This window comes from Pseudomonas sp. RA_15y_Pfl2_54, assembly GCF_963971015.1.
GTDB lineage: Bacteria > Pseudomonadota > Gammaproteobacteria > Pseudomonadales > Pseudomonadaceae > Aquipseudomonas > Aquipseudomonas baetica_A.
Window position 1 is genome coordinate 73,913 of the sequence record NZ_CAXAPN010000008.1, and the last position, 14,955, is coordinate 88,867.

The window sequence follows — 14,955 nt, forward strand, 5'->3', positions numbered from 1 at the left end:
GTACTTGCCAATTTCAGGTACACACAAAACAACTGTGGGAGCGGACTTGCTCGCGAAAGCGTCGTGTCAATCAACACATCAGTCGACTGACAGACCGTTTTCGCAAGCAAGCCCGCTCCCACAGGGTTAGACGGTGAAGTGTTTATTTAGTCCATTCAGCTACACGATCCGGGTGCTTGGCGACCCAATCTTTCGCCGCAGCTTCAGGTTTGGCACCATCCTGAATCGCCAGCATGACCTCGCCGATTTCGTCTTTCGACGCCCACTGGAAGTTCTTCAGGAACTTGACCACTTCCGGTGCCTTGGCATCCAGCTCTTTGCTGCCGATGCTGTTCACGGTTTCAGCCGCGCCATAAACGCCTTTCGGGTCGTCGAGGAAGCGCAGTTTCCACTTGGCGAACATCCAGTGCGGGACCCAACCGGTGACGGCGATGGATTCTTTTTTCTTCTCGGCACGGGTCAGCTCGGCGATCATGCCGGCGCCGGAACTGGCCTTGAGACTGTATTTGTCCAGACCGTAATCCTTGATGGCCTGATCGGTCTTGAGCATCACGCCTGAACCGGCGTCGATGCCGACGATGCGATTTCTGAAGCTGTCATCGGTTTTCAGATCTTCGATCGACTTGGCCTTCACATACTCCGGCACGATCAGGCCGATTTTCGCATCCTTGAAGTTCGGGCCGTAATCGACGACCAGATCCTTGTTTTTTGCCCAGTATTCGCCGTGGGTGACCGGCAGCCAGGCCGAGAGCATGGCGTCGAGTTTGCCGGTGGCAACGCCCTGCCACATGATCCCGGTGGCGACGGCTTGCAGTTTTACGTCGTAGCCGAGCTTCTGCTTGATCACTTCGGCGGCCACATGAGTGGTCGCGACGCTGTCGGACCAGCCGTCAACGTATCCGATGTTCAGGGTCTGTTTTTCAGCACTGGCAAATGTGGAACTCATCGCAAGCACCAGAGCGGCACCTGCGCCTAAAAGTCGTCGCATCTTCATCGTTACTTCCCCGAAATGCTGAGCCCGACGGATGCCGGGCATCGTCAACGTATTGTTATGGTGCACAGCGCCCCCATCACGCCTGACCGCAAACTCGTTCGAACATCAGCGGAGCACTGACGCTTTTGATCATCAACCCCACGCCTTCGACGACCTGCTCTGTCAGCGACCTCAAGGCAACGAGAAACGACATCAGAAGGCCATTAACCTTCTCTATATATAGATGACACCAGACAATCCGCCCGAACTTTGCATGTCAAAACCAAGGGCGCCCCTAACCCTATATAAATGCAGGTAACATGCGTCGCTTTGCAGCCACACGGCCTGACCATGTTCGCGACTTCGCGCTTTGCTTTTCTCCCCTATCTTTTCGCCTGCCTGCTGGGGCTGTTTGCACTGTGCGGCTTCTGGTACGGACTCGGTAAACCGGTGATCCTGCCGGATGCCGCCACCGCGACGCACAAACTGCAATGCGCGTCCTACACCCCGTTCGACAAAGACCAGTCGCCGTTCGACGTGCCGCTGAAACTGCGCCCGGAGCGCATGGACGCCGACCTTGCGCTGCTGGCGACGCGGTTTCAATGCCTGCGCACCTATTCCATGGCAGGGCTCGAGGCACTCCCCGACCTGGCGCGCAAACATGGCCTGAAATTGATGATCGGCGCCTGGGTCAACAGCAATCCGGTGGACACCGAGAAGGAAGTCGACCTGCTGATTGCTTGCGCCAACGCCAACCCGGACGTGGTCAGCGCGGTGATCGTCGGCAACGAAGCGTTGCTGCGTAAAGAAGTGACCGGCGGGCAACTGGTGAAGCTGATCAACAAGGTCAAAGGCCAGATCAAACAACCGGTGACTTACGCTGATGTCTGGGAGTTCTGGCAAAGGCATCCAGACATCGCCCCTGCCGTGGACTTCATAACGATCCACTTGCTGCCGTACTGGGAAGACCATCCATGGAACGTCGACGTGGCCTTGTCGCAAGTAGCCGCGATACGTCGCAGTTTCGGCAGCATGTTTGCACCAAAAGAAATAATGATCGGCGAAACGGGTTGGCCAAGCGAAGGCCGTCAACGCAAGACTGCCGTGCCGAGCCGGGAAAACGAAGCCAAATATATCCGCGGGTTTGTCGCGATGGCCGAGAAGGAAGGCTGGCATTACAACCTGATCGAAGCGTTTGACCAGCCATGGAAGCGCGGCAGCGAAGGTGCGGTGGGCGGGTATTGGGGGCTGTTCGATGCCGATCGTCAGGACAAGGGCATGCTCGCCGGGCCGGTGACGAATGTACCGTACTGGAAAGAATGGCTGGCCGTTGGCGGTTTGATTTTCCTCGGTACGCTGATCCTTGGCGGCCGCGTTCGCAATACTCGCTCAGCACTGGTATTGCCACTGCTGGGCGCCCTCGCCGCGTGCTCAATCGGTGCCTGGGGTGATATGGCCCGGGTCACCACGCGATTTGCCAGCGAATGGCTGTGGGTCGGACTGTTGACAGCGCTGAATCTGAAAGTACTGGCGCATGCCGCGCTGACATTGAGCGCGCGTACCGGCTGGCGTGAACGTGCTTTCAATCTGCTGGAGCGTCGCGCCGGCTGGCTGGTGGCCACAGCAGGTTTTGCAGCCGCGGTGATGATGCTGGAGATGGTGTTCGATGCGCGTTACCGCAGCTTTGCGAGCATGGCATTCATCCTGCCCGCGCTGGTGTACCTGTGCCGCCCGGTCAGCGTGCCGCGTCGGGAGATTGCTTTGCTGGCCCTTATCATCGGGGCCGGTATCGCACCGCAGTTGTTCGAGGAGGGGTTGCAGAACCAGCAGGCCTTGGGCTGGGCACTGGTCAGCGGCTTGATGGTGGCGGCATTGTGGCGATGCTTGCGGGTTCGCACTCGCTGATCTTCAGCGTCTGCGCCGGCCCCTTGGCGAGCAAGCCCGCCCCCACATTTGGACCTGACTGCACACAAATCCCTGTGGGAACGGGCTTGCCCGCGATGACTGATTGTCAGACGCCGCGAGATTGCCGGACCAGGCGCAACCCGGCAATCACCAGCGCAAACACCGCCAACGTGGTGTTGTACAGCGCCAGCGCCGGCAGCCCGAACACCAGCGCCAGCACCGCCAGCCACCACCCGGCCCTGCCCGGCAACACGAATCCGATCAATGCCGCACCCAACGCCGCCCAGCCCAACACCTTGAAGTGAGTCATCAGCCCCAGGCTGGAACGCATCTGGCACTCCCAGCGACTGGCCTCATCTACGCAGATGCCCACCCATTTGCCATCCTCCATGAAGCCGTATCGCGCGCCATAACTGGCGGCGAGCCATAACGGCAGCAGAACGAGCAACAGCATCACGGGCACGCGGCGGGACATGAATGACTCCAATCAACAAAAATCGGCGGCCAGCTTAATCTGCCGCCCGGCATACGCAAGCGCTAACAACAGTTAACTATTCATCCGCGCGATGCAAAGTGTATCGTCCGGCTACTATTACTCCGAATTCTGCCTGTTTGGTGCCGCGCCATGGCACTTTGGCACAACCCCGGTGGTCATAGCCTGCGAACCTCATTCGGCACCTTCCTCTAAGGGATCCAGTCATGCTCCGTTCCTTGCGCTTCGCCGCGCTGTTCAGCGGCCTTATCTTGAGTGCGTCCGCACTGGCGGCGGATATCGACGCCGCCAGTTATGGCTACCCCCTGACCAACCCGTTCGAGGCGACCATCGCCACGACTCCGCCGGACCTGCGCCCGGAACTGCCACTGGACGACGACATCAATCAGTCCGACCGCAGCGTCACCTTGCGCCCGGAGCGGGCATTCATCCTGCCGGACAATTTCTGGGCGGTAAAAAAACTCACTTACCGCATCGCCACCCAGGACAAACCAGCACCGCTGATCTTCCTGATTGCCGGCACTGGTGCGCGTTATGACAGCACGCTCAACGAATACCTGAAAAAACTCTATTACAAGGCCGGCTATCACGTCGTGCAGTTGTCCTCACCGACCAGCTTCGACTTCATCAGCGCCGCGTCGCGCTTCGCCACACCGGGCGTGACCAAGGAAGACGCCGAGGACATGTACCGTGTGATGCAGGCTGTGCGGGCGCAAAATCCGAAACTGCCGGTCACTGACTACTACCTCACCGGCTACAGCCTCGGTGCGCTTGATGCGGCGTTCGTCGCGCATCTGGACGAAACCCGCCGCAGCTTCAATTTCAAAAAAGTCCTGCTGCTCAATCCGCCGGTCAACCTTTACACCTCGATCACCAACCTCGACAGGCTGGTACAGACCGAAGTCAAAGGCATCAACAACAGCACAACGTTCTATGAGTTGGTGCTGGGCAAATTGACCCGTTACTTCCAGCAGAAAGGTTACATCGACCTCAACGACGCCCTGCTCTACGACTTCCAGCAATCCAAACAGCACCTGACCAACGAACAGATGGCGATGCTGATTGGCACCTCGTTCCGTTTCTCGGCCGCCGATATTGCCTTCACCTCGGACCTGATCAACCGTCGCGGCCTGATCACCCCGCCGAAATTCCCGATCACCGAAGGCACCAGCCTCACGCCGTTCCTCAAGCGTGCACTGCAATGTGACTTCGATTGCTACCTGACCGAACAGGTGATCCCGATGTGGCGCGCGCGCACCGATGGCGGCAGCCTGTTGCAATTGATCGATCAGGTCAGTCTGTATGCGCTCAAGGATTACCTGCACGACAGCCCTAAAATCGCCGTGATGCACAACGCCGACGACGTGATCCTCGGCCCGGGCGACCTGGGCTTCCTGCGCAAAACCTTTGGCGATCGCCTGACCGTTTATCCACTGGGCGGCCATTGCGGCAACATTAACTACCGCGTCAACAGCGACGCCATGCTGGAGTTCTTCCGTGGCTAAATATCTCCTGCTGATAGCAGCACTCCTCTGTGCAGGCATGGCCCAGGCCGATAACAGCAAAGCCAATGCACCGGTGGTGGTCGACAGTGACGGTTTCAAGGAGCCGCTGTCCAAACTCAAATTCAACCCGGGGCTGGACCAACGCGAATTCGAGCGTTCCACGCTCAACGCGCTGAACGTGTATGACCCGCTGGAAGAGTGGAACCGTCGCGTTTACCACTTCAACTACCGTTTCGATCAATGGGTATTTTTGCCGGTGGTCGACGGTTATCGCTACGTCACGCCGAGCTTCGTGCGCACCGGCGTGAGCAACTTTTTCAACAACCTGGGCGACGTACCCAACCTGATCAACAGCCTGTTGCAGTTCAAGGGCGAGCGCTCCATGAAAACGACTGCACGCCTGTTGTTCAACACCACCATCGGCGTCGCCGGTCTGTGGGACCCGGCGACCGCCATGGGCCTGCCACGCCAGAGCGAAGACTTCGGCCAGACGCTGGGTTTCTATGGTGTGCCGGGAGGCGCCTATTTTGTGCTGCCGGTCCTCGGCCCATCGAACCTGCGTGACACTGCAGGTCTGGCCGTGGACTACAGCGCCGAATCGGCGGTCAACTTCTTGAACGTGTCAGAAGTCAGCTCCAACCATCCGGAGATCTGGGCCCTGCGCGCAGTAGACAAGCGCTATCAGACCAGTTTCCGCTACGGTCAACTGAACTCGCCGTTCGAGTACGAAAAGGTGCGTTACGTGTACACCGAGTCGCGCAAGTTGCAGATTGCCGAGTAACGTTTTTACGGGAGCCACATCCGGCAAATGTGGGAACAAGCTTACTCGCGAAAAGGGAGTGTCAGTCACCTGTCCATTGACTCAGACGCCGCCTTCGCGAGCAAGCCCGCTCCCACAGGGGTAACGTGCTCAGCCTTTAAAGGCTTTCCAGAGCTTGTTGACGAACGAAGCTTTAGCCACCTTTCCCGCTCGGCATGTACGCCGCAGACTTGCTGGGCATTGAGCGCCAGGTCATCACCGAGCACACGGGGCATTCTTGAGCGCTGCGCGAGGCCGGTGCTACCATGCGCCACCGCCAGAACAGGCAAGGAACCACCGGGTTTATGAGCACAATCCGCGAGCGCAACAAAGAACTGATCCTGCGTGCCGCCAGCGAGGAGTTTGCCGACAAAGGCTTCGCAGCGACCAAAACCAGCGACATCGCCGCCAAGGCGGGATTGCCCAAGCCCAACGTCTACTACTACTTCAAATCCAAGGAAAACCTCTACCGCGAGGTACTGGAAAGCATCATCGTGCCGATCCTGCAGGCGTCGACGCCGTTCAACGCGGACGGCGTACCGAGCGAAGTACTGAGCGGCTACATCCGCTCCAAGATCCGCATCTCCCGCGACCTGCCCTTCGCGTCCAAAGTATTTGCCAGCGAAATCATGCACGGCGCACCGCATTTGAGCGCCGACCTGGTCGAGCAACTCAACGGCCAGGCCAAGCACAACATCAACTGCATCCAGACCTGGATCGACCGCGGCCAGATCGCGCCGATCGACCCCAACCATCTGATGTTCAGTATCTGGGCTGCCACCCAGACCTACGCCGACTTCGACTGGCAGATTTCTGCGGTCACCGGCAAGGACAAGCTGGACGAAGCGGATTATGAGGCGGCGGCGCAGACGATTATTCGGTTGGTGCTCAAAGGGTGTGAACCGGACTGAGACACCGCGATGACGCGATCGCGAGCAGGCTCACTCCTATAAGGGCTCGGAGGCATTCAGACATTTTGTGCCTGACCACGATCCTGTAGGAGTGAGCCTGCTCGCGATAGCGGTTAATCAGACGCTAAAGATCAAGAAACCACCCCCGCATCCGCCCGCAAGTCCAGCACCTCCACCGCTTTGATCGCCACCTGCTCATCAATATCCGACAGATCGCCGCTGATCCCGATCGCGCCGAGCACGTTCCCCGCCTGATCCCGAATCAACACACCACCCGGTGCCGGCACCACGCTGCCCTGGCCCATGCTGTTCAGTGCGGCAATGAAGGCCGGCCGTTGTTGCGCGTCCAGCGCCAGCAGGCGCGAGCCTTTACCTAGCGCGATGGCGCCCCAGGCTTTGCCGATGGCGATTTGCGGGCGAAGCAGGCTGGCGCCGTCTTCGCGTTGCAGGGCGACCAGATGACCGCCGGCATCAAGTACCGCGATGGTCAGCGGCGCGGCATTGATGCCTCGCCCTGCGCTGATGGCTTCACTGACCAGGTTGACTGCGACTTTCAAGGTTAAAGCGCTCATGGTGCCGTCCTCATTTTGTTATAGGGAAAGTCGTGGGACTGCGGTTTTGTGCCGCAGGCCAATGCGACAAATAGAACACAATGAGTTATTTTTTTGTATACAATAATTATCGAAAATCGCTACATGCGACGAAAAGCCACAGCAGAATCGGCTTCCGACGAATGAAACGAACGCTTGATAAAATGGATTGACCTGCGCCGTCCGCCGTGAATACACTCTGCGCAAAGCCACTTGTATACAATTACAAAACGTAAAGAGGCACAAAACCATGAGCAAAATGAGAGCAATCGAAGCCGCCGTTCTGGTGATGCGCCGTGAAGGGGTTGATACCGCTTTTGGCATCCCGGGCGCTGCAATCAACCCGCTGTACTCCGCCTTGCAGAAAGTCGGTGGCATCGATCACGTCCTCGCTCGCCACGTTGAAGGCGCCTCGCACATGGCCGAGGGTTACACCCGCACCAAGGCCGGCAACATCGGCGTGTGCATCGGCACCTCCGGCCCGGCCGGTACCGACATGGTCACCGGGCTCTACAGCGCCTCGGCCGACTCGATTCCCATCCTCTGCATTACCGGCCAGGCACCCCGCGCCCGTATGCACAAGGAAGACTTCCAGGCGGTCGACATCACCAGCATCGTCAAGCCCGTCACCAAGTGGGCGACCACGGTTCTGGAACCGGGCCAGGTGCCTTACGCGTTCCAGAAAGCTTTCTTTGAGATGCGCTCCGGCCGTCCAGGCCCGGTGCTGATCGACCTGCCGTTCGACGTGCAGATGGCTGAAATCGAATTCGACATCGACGCCTACCAGCCGCTGCCGCTGGCCAAGCCGACCGCAACCCGCGTGCAGGTGGAAAAGGCTCTGGCCCTGCTCGATCAGGCCGAGCGTCCATTGCTGGTCGCCGGTGGCGGCATTATCAACGCCGACGCCAGCGATCTGCTGGTGGAGTTCGCCGAGCTGACCGGTATTCCGGTGATCCCGACCCTGATGGGTTGGGGCACCATCCCGGACGATCACCCGCTGATGGTCGGCATGGTCGGCCTGCAGACTTCGCACCGTTACGGCAACGCGACGATGCTCAAATCCGACGTGGTACTGGGCATCGGTAACCGCTGGGCCAACCGCCACACCGGTTCGGTTGATGTCTACACCGAAGGTCGCAAGTTCATTCACGTCGACATCGAAGGTACGCAGATCGGTCGTGTGTTCACACCGGACCTGGGCATCGTGTCCGACGCCGCTGCCGCATTGACCGTGTTCATCGAAGTGGCGCGTGAATGGCAAGCCGCCGGCAAGCTGAAAAACCGCAGTGCCTGGCTGCAGGATTGCCAGCAGCGCAAAGCCAGCCTGCATCGCAAAACCCACTTCGACAACGTGCCGGTCAAGCCACAGCGCGTTTACGAAGAAATGAACCAGGTGTTCGGCAAGGACACCTGCTACGTCAGCACCATTGGTCTGTCGCAAATTGCCGGCGCGCAGTTCCTGCACGTCTACAAGCCGCGTCACTGGATCAACTGCGGCCAGGCAGGCCCGTTGGGCTGGACCATTCCGGCAGCGCTGGGCGTGGTGAAGGCCGATCCGAACCGTAAAGTCGTGGCCCTGTCGGGGGACTATGACTTCCAGTTCATGATCGAAGAACTGGCGGTCGGCGCTCAGTTCAAACTGCCGTACATCCACGTCGTGGTGAACAACTCGTACCTGGGTCTGATCCGTCAGGCACAGCGCGGGTTCGAAATGGACTACTGCGTGCAGCTGTCCTTCGATAACCTCAACGCGCCGGAACTCAACGGTTACGGGGTTGACCACATCGCAGTGGCTGAAGGCCTGGGCTGCAAGGCACTGCGTGTGTTCGAACCGTCGGAAATCGCCCCTGCCCTGCGCAAGGCCGAACAGATGATCGAAGAGTTCAAGGTGCCGGTGATCGTCGAGATCATTCTGGAGCGTGTGACCAACATCTCCATGGGTACCGAGATCAACGCCGTCAACGAATTCGAAGACCTGGCACTCGTCGGCAACGACGCACCGACGGCGATTTCGCTGCTTGATTAACTGTTGACCGCTCTCCCTGTGGGAGCGGGCTTGCCCGCGAAAGCAATTGCACATCCGACAATGATGTTGGCTGATCCACCGCTTTGGCGAGCAAGCCCGCTGCCACAAGGGGAACTTCACAAGATTTACGGGAGACCACCATGCCGCGTTTCGCAGCCAACCTGTCCATGCTGTTCACCGAACAGGATTTCCTTGCCCGTTTCGACGCCGCCGCCAAGGCCGGTTTCAGTGGTGTGGAATATCTGTTTCCGTACGACTTCAGCTCCGCCGAAATCAAGGCAAAACTGGAGGCCAACGGTCTGACCCAAGTGCTGTTCAACCTGCCGGCCGGTGACTGGGCCAAAGGTGAGCGCGGTATCGCGTGCCTGCCGGATCGGGTCGAAGAATTCCGCGCCGGTGTCGATCTGGCCATTGCCTACGCGCAAGTGCTGGGCAACACCCAGGTCAACTGCCTGGCCGGTATCCGTGCGCAAGGCGTGGACGATGCCACCGTGGAAAAGACCTTCGTCGCCAACCTCAAGTACGCGGCCGACAAGCTGCAAGCGGCGGGCATCAAACTGGTGATGGAAGCGATCAACACCCGTGACATCCCAGGCTTCTACTTGAACAACACCGCGCAAGCCCTGTCGATTCGCGAACAGGTCGGCAGCGCCAATCTGTTCCTGCAATACGACATCTATCACATGCAAATCATGGAAGGCGATCTGGCCCGCACCCTGCAATCGCACCTGGGCGAGATCAACCATGTGCAGCTCGCAGACAACCCCGGGCGCAACGAGCCAGGTACCGGTGAAATCAACTACCGCTTCCTGTTCGAACACCTGGACCGCATCGGTTATCAGGGTTGGGTCGGTTGCGAATACAAGCCGCTTACCACCACTGAAGCAGGGCTCGGCTGGTTGAAAACCCACAACGCAATTTAAGAACAACGCAAAACCTGTAGGAACGGGCTTGCTCGCTCCCACCCAAAGCAACACCCCCAATTTGCTTGAGCAAGACAAAAACAAGAGGATTTTCTCATGGCTAAAATCGGATTTATCGGCACCGGCATCATGGGCCACCCAATGGCGGCGAACCTGCAGAAAGCCGGTCACAGCCTGTTCCTGTCGGCGCACCACGACCCCGCGCCTGCCGACCTGGTTGCCGCGGGTGCCGTCGCGCTGGCCAACCCGCGCGAAGTGGCTCAGGAAGCCGAGTTCATCATCGTCATGGTCCCGGATACCCCGCAGGTCGATGACGTGCTGTTCCGCGCCGACGGCGTCGCTGCCGGTATCGGCAAAGGCAAAGTCGTGATCGACATGAGCTCGATCTCGCCGACCGCCACCAAAGCCTTCGCGGCGAAGATCAACGAAAAAGGTGCGCAATACCTCGACGCACCTGTGTCCGGTGGTGAAGTCGGTGCCAAAGCCGCGACCCTGAGCATCATGATCGGTGGCGACGCCGATGCCTTCGAACGCGCACTGCCGCTGTTCCAGGCCATGGGCAAGAACATCACGCTGGTCGGTGGCAATGGCGACGGTCAAACCGCAAAAGTGGCGAACCAGATCATCGTGGCCCTGAACATTCAGGCCGTGGCTGAAGCCTTGCTGTTCGCTTCGAAAAACGGTGCCGATCCAGCCAAGGTGCGTGAAGCGCTGATGGGCGGCTTCGCATCCTCCAAGATCCTCGAAGTGCACGGCGAACGCATGATCAAAGGTACCTTCGATCCAGGCTTCCGCATCAGCCTGCACCAGAAGGACCTGAACCTGGCTCTGCAAGGCGCCAAGGAACTGAACATCAACCTGCCGAACACCGCCAACGCCCAGCAAGTGTTCAGCACCTGCGCGGCCATCGGTGGCAGCAACTGGGATCACTCGGCGCTGATCAAGGGCCTGGAACACATGGCCAACTTCTCGATCCGCGACAAGCAGTAAGCCTTTGCCCCGCTTTCCATGTGGGAGCGGGTTTGCTCGCGAAGAGGCAATGTCAGTCGACACCAAGGTTGACTGACCCCGCGCATTCGCGAACAAGCCCGCTCCCACACTGGATCTGAGTTGCCCTTTCGAATAACAAGAATTCCGGGAGCCCGCCATGTCGGTCGATCCGCAACAACTGCTGCGCGAGCTGTTTGCCACAGCCATCGACGCGGCCCACCCGCAGCAAGTCCTCGAAGCCCACCTGCCAGACGATCGCACCGGTCGGGTCATCGTCATCGGCGCCGGTAAAGCCGCGGCCGCGATGGCGCAAGTGGTCGAACGCTGCTGGCAGGGGGAAGTCTCTGGCCTGGTAGTGACTCGTTACGGTCACGGCGCCCCATGCGAAAAAATCGAAGTGGTCGAAGCTGCGCATCCGGTGCCGGACGCTGCCGGCCTGGCCGTGGCCAAGCGTGTGCTGGACCTGGTCAGTAACCTGAGCGAAGACGACCGCGTGATCTTCCTGCTCTCAGGTGGCGGCTCTGCCCTGCTCGCCTTGCCGGCCGAAGGCATCACCCTCGCTGACAAGCAATCCATCAACAAAGCCCTGCTCAAATCCGGCGCGACCATCGGCGAGATGAACTGCGTGCGCAAGCACCTCTCGGCGATCAAGGGCGGACGCCTGGGTAAAGCCTGCTGGCCTGCCACGGTCTATACCTACGCGATCTCCGATGTACCAGGCGACCTCGCCACGGTCATCGCCTCTGGCCCGACCGTGGCCGACCCCAGCACCTCGGTTGAAGCACTGGCGATCATCAAGCGCTACGGCATCGAGATCCCGGCGTCGGTACGCACCTGGTTGCAAAGCCCTGAATCGGAGACCGTCAAACCCGGTGATCCGAGCCTGGCCCGCAGTCATTTCCAGTTGATCGCCCGTCCTCAGCAATCGCTGGACGCCGCGGCGGTGAAGTGCCGTCAGGCCGGTTTCAGCACGCTGATCCTCGGCGATCTGGAAGGTGAATCGCGCGAAGTGGCGAAAGTCCACGCCGGCATCGCTCGCCAGATCATCAACCACGGCCAGCCACTGGCGGCGCCGTGCGTGATCCTCTCCGGCGGTGAAACCACCGTGACCGTGCGCGGCAATGGCCGTGGCGGGCGCAACGCCGAATTCCTCCTTAGCCTGACCGATAGCCTCAAAGGCCTGCCCGGCGTCTACGCCCTGGCCGGTGACACCGACGGCATCGACGGCTCGGAAGACAACGCCGGTGCCATCATGACCCCGGACAGCTACAAGCGCGCCGCGGCACTGGGCTTGAGCGCCAGTGACGAGCTGGATAACAACAATGGCTACGGCTATTTCGAGGCGCTCGATGCGCTGATCGTCACCGAGCCGACCCGCACCAACGTCAACGACTTCCGCGCCATTCTGATTCTCGAGAGCTCTAAATCATGACGCCTGATAAAAAGGTCAAAATCCTCGCCACCCTCGGGCCTGCTGTCGATGGCATCCAAGACATCCGCGAACTGGTCGAGGCCGGAGTGAATATCTTCCGCCTGAACTTCAGCCACGGCGACCACGCCGACCACGCCAAGCGCTATCAGTGGATCCGCGAAGTCGAGAGTCAGCTCAACTATCCGCTGGGCATTCTGATGGACCTGCAAGGGCCAAAACTGCGTGTCGGCAAATTCGCCGAGGGCAAGGTGCAGTTGCATCGCGGTCAGGCGTTCCGTCTGGATCTGGATGCGACTCCCGGCGATGAGCGCCGGGTCAACCTGCCGCATCCGGAAATCATCGAGGCGCTGGAAGCCGGCATGGATCTGCTGCTCGACGACGGCAAACTGCGTCTGCGCGTGGTGACTAAGTACGACGATGCGATCGACACCACCGTGCTCAATGGCGGCGAGCTGTCAGACCGCAAAGGCGTGAACGTGCCGCAAGCGGTGCTCGACCTCAGCCCGTTGACGGCCAAGGATCGCCGCGATTTGAGTTTTGGTCTGGAGTTGGGTGTGGATTGGGTGGCGCTGTCGTTTGTCCAGCGCCCGCAAGACATGCTCGAAGCCCGCGCACTGATCGGCGACAAAGCCTTCCTGATGGCCAAAATCGAAAAGCCTTCGGCCGTCGAGCAACTGCGCGAAATCGCCGAGCTGAGCGACGCGATCATGGTGGCTCGCGGTGACCTGGGCGTGGAAGTCCCTGCCGAGAGCGTGCCGCAGATCCAGAAAAACATCATCAGCACCTGCCGTGAATTGGGAAAACCGGTGGTGGTGGCAACGCAGATGCTCGAGTCGATGCGCTTCTCTGCGACGCCGACCCGCGCTGAAGTCACCGACGTGGCCAACGCCGTGGCCGAGGGTGCCGATGCGGTGATGCTGTCGGCGGAAACCGCGTCGGGGGAATACCCGCTGGAAGCCGTGCAGATGATGAGCAAGATCATCCGTCAGGTGGAAAACGGCCCGGATTATCAGACGCAACTCGACGTCAGCCGCCCCAAGGCTGAGGCGACTGTTTCCGATGCCATCAGTTGCGCGATCCGACGCATCAGCAACGTGCTGCCAGTGGCCGTGCTGGTCAATTACAGCGAGTCCGGAGCCTCGACGTTGCGTGCGGCGCGGGAACGGCCCAAAGCACCGATCCTCAATCTGACGCCGAACCTGCAAACCGCTCGCCGTTTGAGCGTGGCGTGGGGCATTCACTCGGTGGTCAACGATCGTCTGCGTCAGGTCGATGAGGTGTGTTCTACCGCGCTGGAAATCGCCCAGGCGCAAGGCATGGCCGAGCGCGGTGACACGCTGTTGATCACTGCCGGTGTGCCGTTCGGGCAGCCGGGCTCGACCAACTCGCTGCGCATTGAGACGTTGATTTAACTCCAACATGATCGTTCCCACGCGCAGCAAAGGAACGATCAGTACTGACTTTCAGAACTGCCATGCCTGCCAACTCTTTCAACACCCACTGCCCCGACTGGGCCGAGGCTTTGCTCAACGGTTTCAGTCAAATCTTCTTCCAGCGTCATCCGCTGTGCGGCCTGCTGTGCCTGCTGGCGATCCTGCTCACCGCTCCGGTGCTGTTTGCCGGCGCGCTGCTGGGTGCCATGGCCGGATTGCTCACCGCGCAACGACGCAACTATGCCAAGGCTGATCGCCAGGCCGGATTGTTCAGCTACAACGGTGTCTTGCTCGGCCTGCTGCTGAGCCTGTACTTCCCGTGGTCGCCGATGCTGCCGCCGTTGATTCTTGCTGCCGGTGGCCTGAGCGCAATGCTCACACAGCAATGGCTCAAACATGTGTACCACCGCCGATCCATACCGGCCTATACCTCGCCTTTCGTGGGCATAAGCTGGGGGCTGCTTCTCTTCGCGGCGCCGCCCATGCCCATGCCTTCTGTCGAACTCAATAACGTGAGCCTGCTTGCCGCCGAGTTCAGAGGGTTGGGTCAGGTGATGTTTCTCGGTCATCCGCTGGCCGGCACCTTGATCGCCATCGGTTTGCTGATAGCTGATCGCCGGGCCTTTGCCTGGGCGCTGTTGGCAAGTGCAATCGGCCTCGGTTCAAGCCTGCTGCACCACGAAACCAATACCGCCCTGCTCGGCCTGGGCAGCTACAACGCCGTACTCGCCGCACTCGCCTTCAGTGCACAACGTCAACAACCGTGGCTGCCGTTGCTCGGCATCGTCCTCGCGCTGCTGGTGACACCCCTGTTTGCCGCCGTCGGTCTGGCCACGCTGACCGCGCCATTCATTCTCGCCTGCTGGCTGATCCGCGCTGGCATCCAGATGCTCGGCAACGCAACGGTTAACAGCACGCCTTGCGCTCATGGGGAGAATCAACCTAGGCTGCGCTGATCTTCGATTCAGGCGTTAC

The 14,955-nt window shown here is 59.9% G+C and carries 13 protein-coding genes; 10 read left to right on the top strand and 3 right to left on the bottom strand.

What is annotated here, in order from left to right; genetic code table 11:
• Window positions 1–142: 142 nt before the first annotated feature.
• Window positions 143–994 (bottom strand): glycine betaine ABC transporter substrate-binding protein, encoded by an 852-nt coding sequence (locus AACY50_RS08140; protein ID WP_339465221.1) that lies wholly within the window; start codon window positions 992–994, stop codon window positions 143–145.
• A 288-nt stretch (window positions 995–1,282) separates the two neighbouring features.
• Between AACY50_RS08140 and AACY50_RS08145 the strand changes: the two genes are divergently transcribed.
• Entirely contained in the window at window positions 1,283–2,878 is a 1,596-nt protein-coding gene (locus tag AACY50_RS08145; protein ID WP_339433630.1) for a glycoside hydrolase family 17 protein, read from the top strand.
• Window positions 2,879–2,984: 106 nt separating this feature from the next.
• Here the strand turns inward: AACY50_RS08145 and AACY50_RS08150 are convergent, their stop codons facing one another.
• A complete protein-coding gene (locus tag AACY50_RS08150) occupies window positions 2,985–3,353 on the bottom strand; it encodes a hypothetical protein (protein WP_339433629.1) in 369 nt (122 codons plus the stop codon).
• A gap of 224 nt (window positions 3,354–3,577) precedes the next feature.
• Between AACY50_RS08150 and AACY50_RS08155 the strand changes: the two genes are divergently transcribed.
• The 3 genes from AACY50_RS08155 (at window position 3,578) to AACY50_RS08165 (ending at window position 6,586) form a co-directional block, all read left to right on the top strand.
• On the top strand, window positions 3,578–4,876 hold the full coding sequence (locus AACY50_RS08155; RefSeq protein ID WP_339433628.1) for a serine/threonine protein kinase: 1,299 nt from the start codon (window positions 3,578–3,580) through the stop codon (window positions 4,874–4,876).
• Window positions 4,869–5,657 carry an MlaA family lipoprotein gene (locus tag AACY50_RS08160; protein ID WP_339433627.1) on the top strand — a complete coding sequence of 263 codons (789 nt, stop codon included), beginning with the start codon at window positions 4,869–4,871 and terminating at the stop codon, window positions 5,655–5,657. Before AACY50_RS08155 ends, AACY50_RS08160 begins: the two co-directional genes overlap by 8 nt.
• Before the next feature lie 323 nt (window positions 5,658–5,980).
• Window positions 5,981–6,586, top strand: a complete 606-nt coding sequence (locus tag AACY50_RS08165; protein WP_221731929.1) for a TetR/AcrR family transcriptional regulator — start codon at window positions 5,981–5,983, stop codon at window positions 6,584–6,586.
• Window positions 6,587–6,717: 131 nt separating this feature from the next.
• Here AACY50_RS08165 and AACY50_RS08170 read toward each other — a convergent pair whose 3' ends face one another.
• Window positions 6,718–7,158, bottom strand: a complete 441-nt coding sequence (locus AACY50_RS08170) for a GlcG/HbpS family heme-binding protein (protein ID WP_339433626.1) — start codon at window positions 7,156–7,158, stop codon at window positions 6,718–6,720.
• Between the two features lie 268 nt (window positions 7,159–7,426).
• Between AACY50_RS08170 and gcl the strand changes: the two genes are divergently transcribed.
• The 6 genes from gcl to AACY50_RS08200 all read left to right on the top strand — a co-directional run bounded on the left by gcl (window position 7,427) and on the right by AACY50_RS08200 (window position 14,936).
• On the top strand, window positions 7,427–9,202 hold the full coding sequence (gcl, locus tag AACY50_RS08175; protein WP_250603832.1) for a glyoxylate carboligase: 1,776 nt from the start codon (window positions 7,427–7,429) through the stop codon (window positions 9,200–9,202).
• 140 nt (window positions 9,203–9,342) lie between these two features.
• Window positions 9,343–10,125, top strand: coding sequence for a hydroxypyruvate isomerase (gene hyi, locus AACY50_RS08180; protein ID WP_339433624.1), 783 nt, complete (start codon window positions 9,343–9,345; stop codon window positions 10,123–10,125).
• Window positions 10,126–10,221: 96 nt separating this feature from the next.
• Window positions 10,222–11,115, top strand: a complete 894-nt coding sequence (locus AACY50_RS08185) for a 2-hydroxy-3-oxopropionate reductase (protein WP_339433623.1) — start codon at window positions 10,222–10,224, stop codon at window positions 11,113–11,115.
• A 157-nt stretch (window positions 11,116–11,272) separates the two neighbouring features.
• Window positions 11,273–12,547 (top strand): glycerate kinase type-2 family protein, encoded by a 1,275-nt coding sequence (locus AACY50_RS08190; protein WP_339538435.1) that lies wholly within the window; start codon window positions 11,273–11,275, stop codon window positions 12,545–12,547.
• A complete protein-coding gene (gene pyk / locus AACY50_RS08195; RefSeq protein WP_339494943.1) occupies window positions 12,544–13,959 on the top strand; it encodes a pyruvate kinase in 1,416 nt (471 codons plus the stop codon). The genes AACY50_RS08190 and pyk overlap by 4 nt, the downstream gene beginning before the upstream one ends.
• 62 nt (window positions 13,960–14,021) lie before the next feature.
• Window positions 14,022–14,936 carry an urea transporter gene (locus tag AACY50_RS08200; protein WP_339433620.1) on the top strand — a complete coding sequence of 305 codons (915 nt, stop codon included), beginning with the start codon at window positions 14,022–14,024 and terminating at the stop codon, window positions 14,934–14,936.
• The last annotated feature ends 19 nt before the right edge of the window (window positions 14,937–14,955 follow it).

What these genes read in the sequence shown, in the direction of transcription:
- pyk (WP_339494943.1), top strand. Translation starts at nt 12,544, where the DNA reads ATGACGCCTGATAAAAAGGTCAAAATCCTCGCCACCCTCGGGCCTGCT.
- AACY50_RS08165 (WP_221731929.1), top strand. Translation starts at nt 5,981, where the DNA reads ATGAGCACAATCCGCGAGCGCAACAAAGAACTGATCCTGCGTGCCGCC.
- AACY50_RS08200 (WP_339433620.1), top strand. Translation starts at nt 14,022, where the DNA reads ATGCCTGCCAACTCTTTCAACACCCACTGCCCCGACTGGGCCGAGGCT.
- AACY50_RS08170 (WP_339433626.1), bottom strand. Translation starts at nt 7,158, where the DNA reads ATGAGCGCTTTAACCTTGAAAGTCGCAGTCAACCTGGTCAGTGAAGCC.
- AACY50_RS08150 (WP_339433629.1), bottom strand. Translation starts at nt 3,353, where the DNA reads ATGTCCCGCCGCGTGCCCGTGATGCTGTTGCTCGTTCTGCTGCCGTTA.
- hyi (WP_339433624.1), top strand. Translation starts at nt 9,343, where the DNA reads ATGCCGCGTTTCGCAGCCAACCTGTCCATGCTGTTCACCGAACAGGAT.
- AACY50_RS08190 (WP_339538435.1), top strand. Translation starts at nt 11,273, where the DNA reads ATGTCGGTCGATCCGCAACAACTGCTGCGCGAGCTGTTTGCCACAGCC.
- gcl (WP_250603832.1), top strand. Translation starts at nt 7,427, where the DNA reads ATGAGCAAAATGAGAGCAATCGAAGCCGCCGTTCTGGTGATGCGCCGT.
- AACY50_RS08155 (WP_339433628.1), top strand. Translation starts at nt 3,578, where the DNA reads ATGCTCCGTTCCTTGCGCTTCGCCGCGCTGTTCAGCGGCCTTATCTTG.
- AACY50_RS08145 (WP_339433630.1), top strand. Translation starts at nt 1,283, where the DNA reads ATGCAGGTAACATGCGTCGCTTTGCAGCCACACGGCCTGACCATGTTC.
- AACY50_RS08140 (WP_339465221.1), bottom strand. Translation starts at nt 994, where the DNA reads ATGAAGATGCGACGACTTTTAGGCGCAGGTGCCGCTCTGGTGCTTGCG.
- AACY50_RS08185 (WP_339433623.1), top strand. Translation starts at nt 10,222, where the DNA reads ATGGCTAAAATCGGATTTATCGGCACCGGCATCATGGGCCACCCAATG.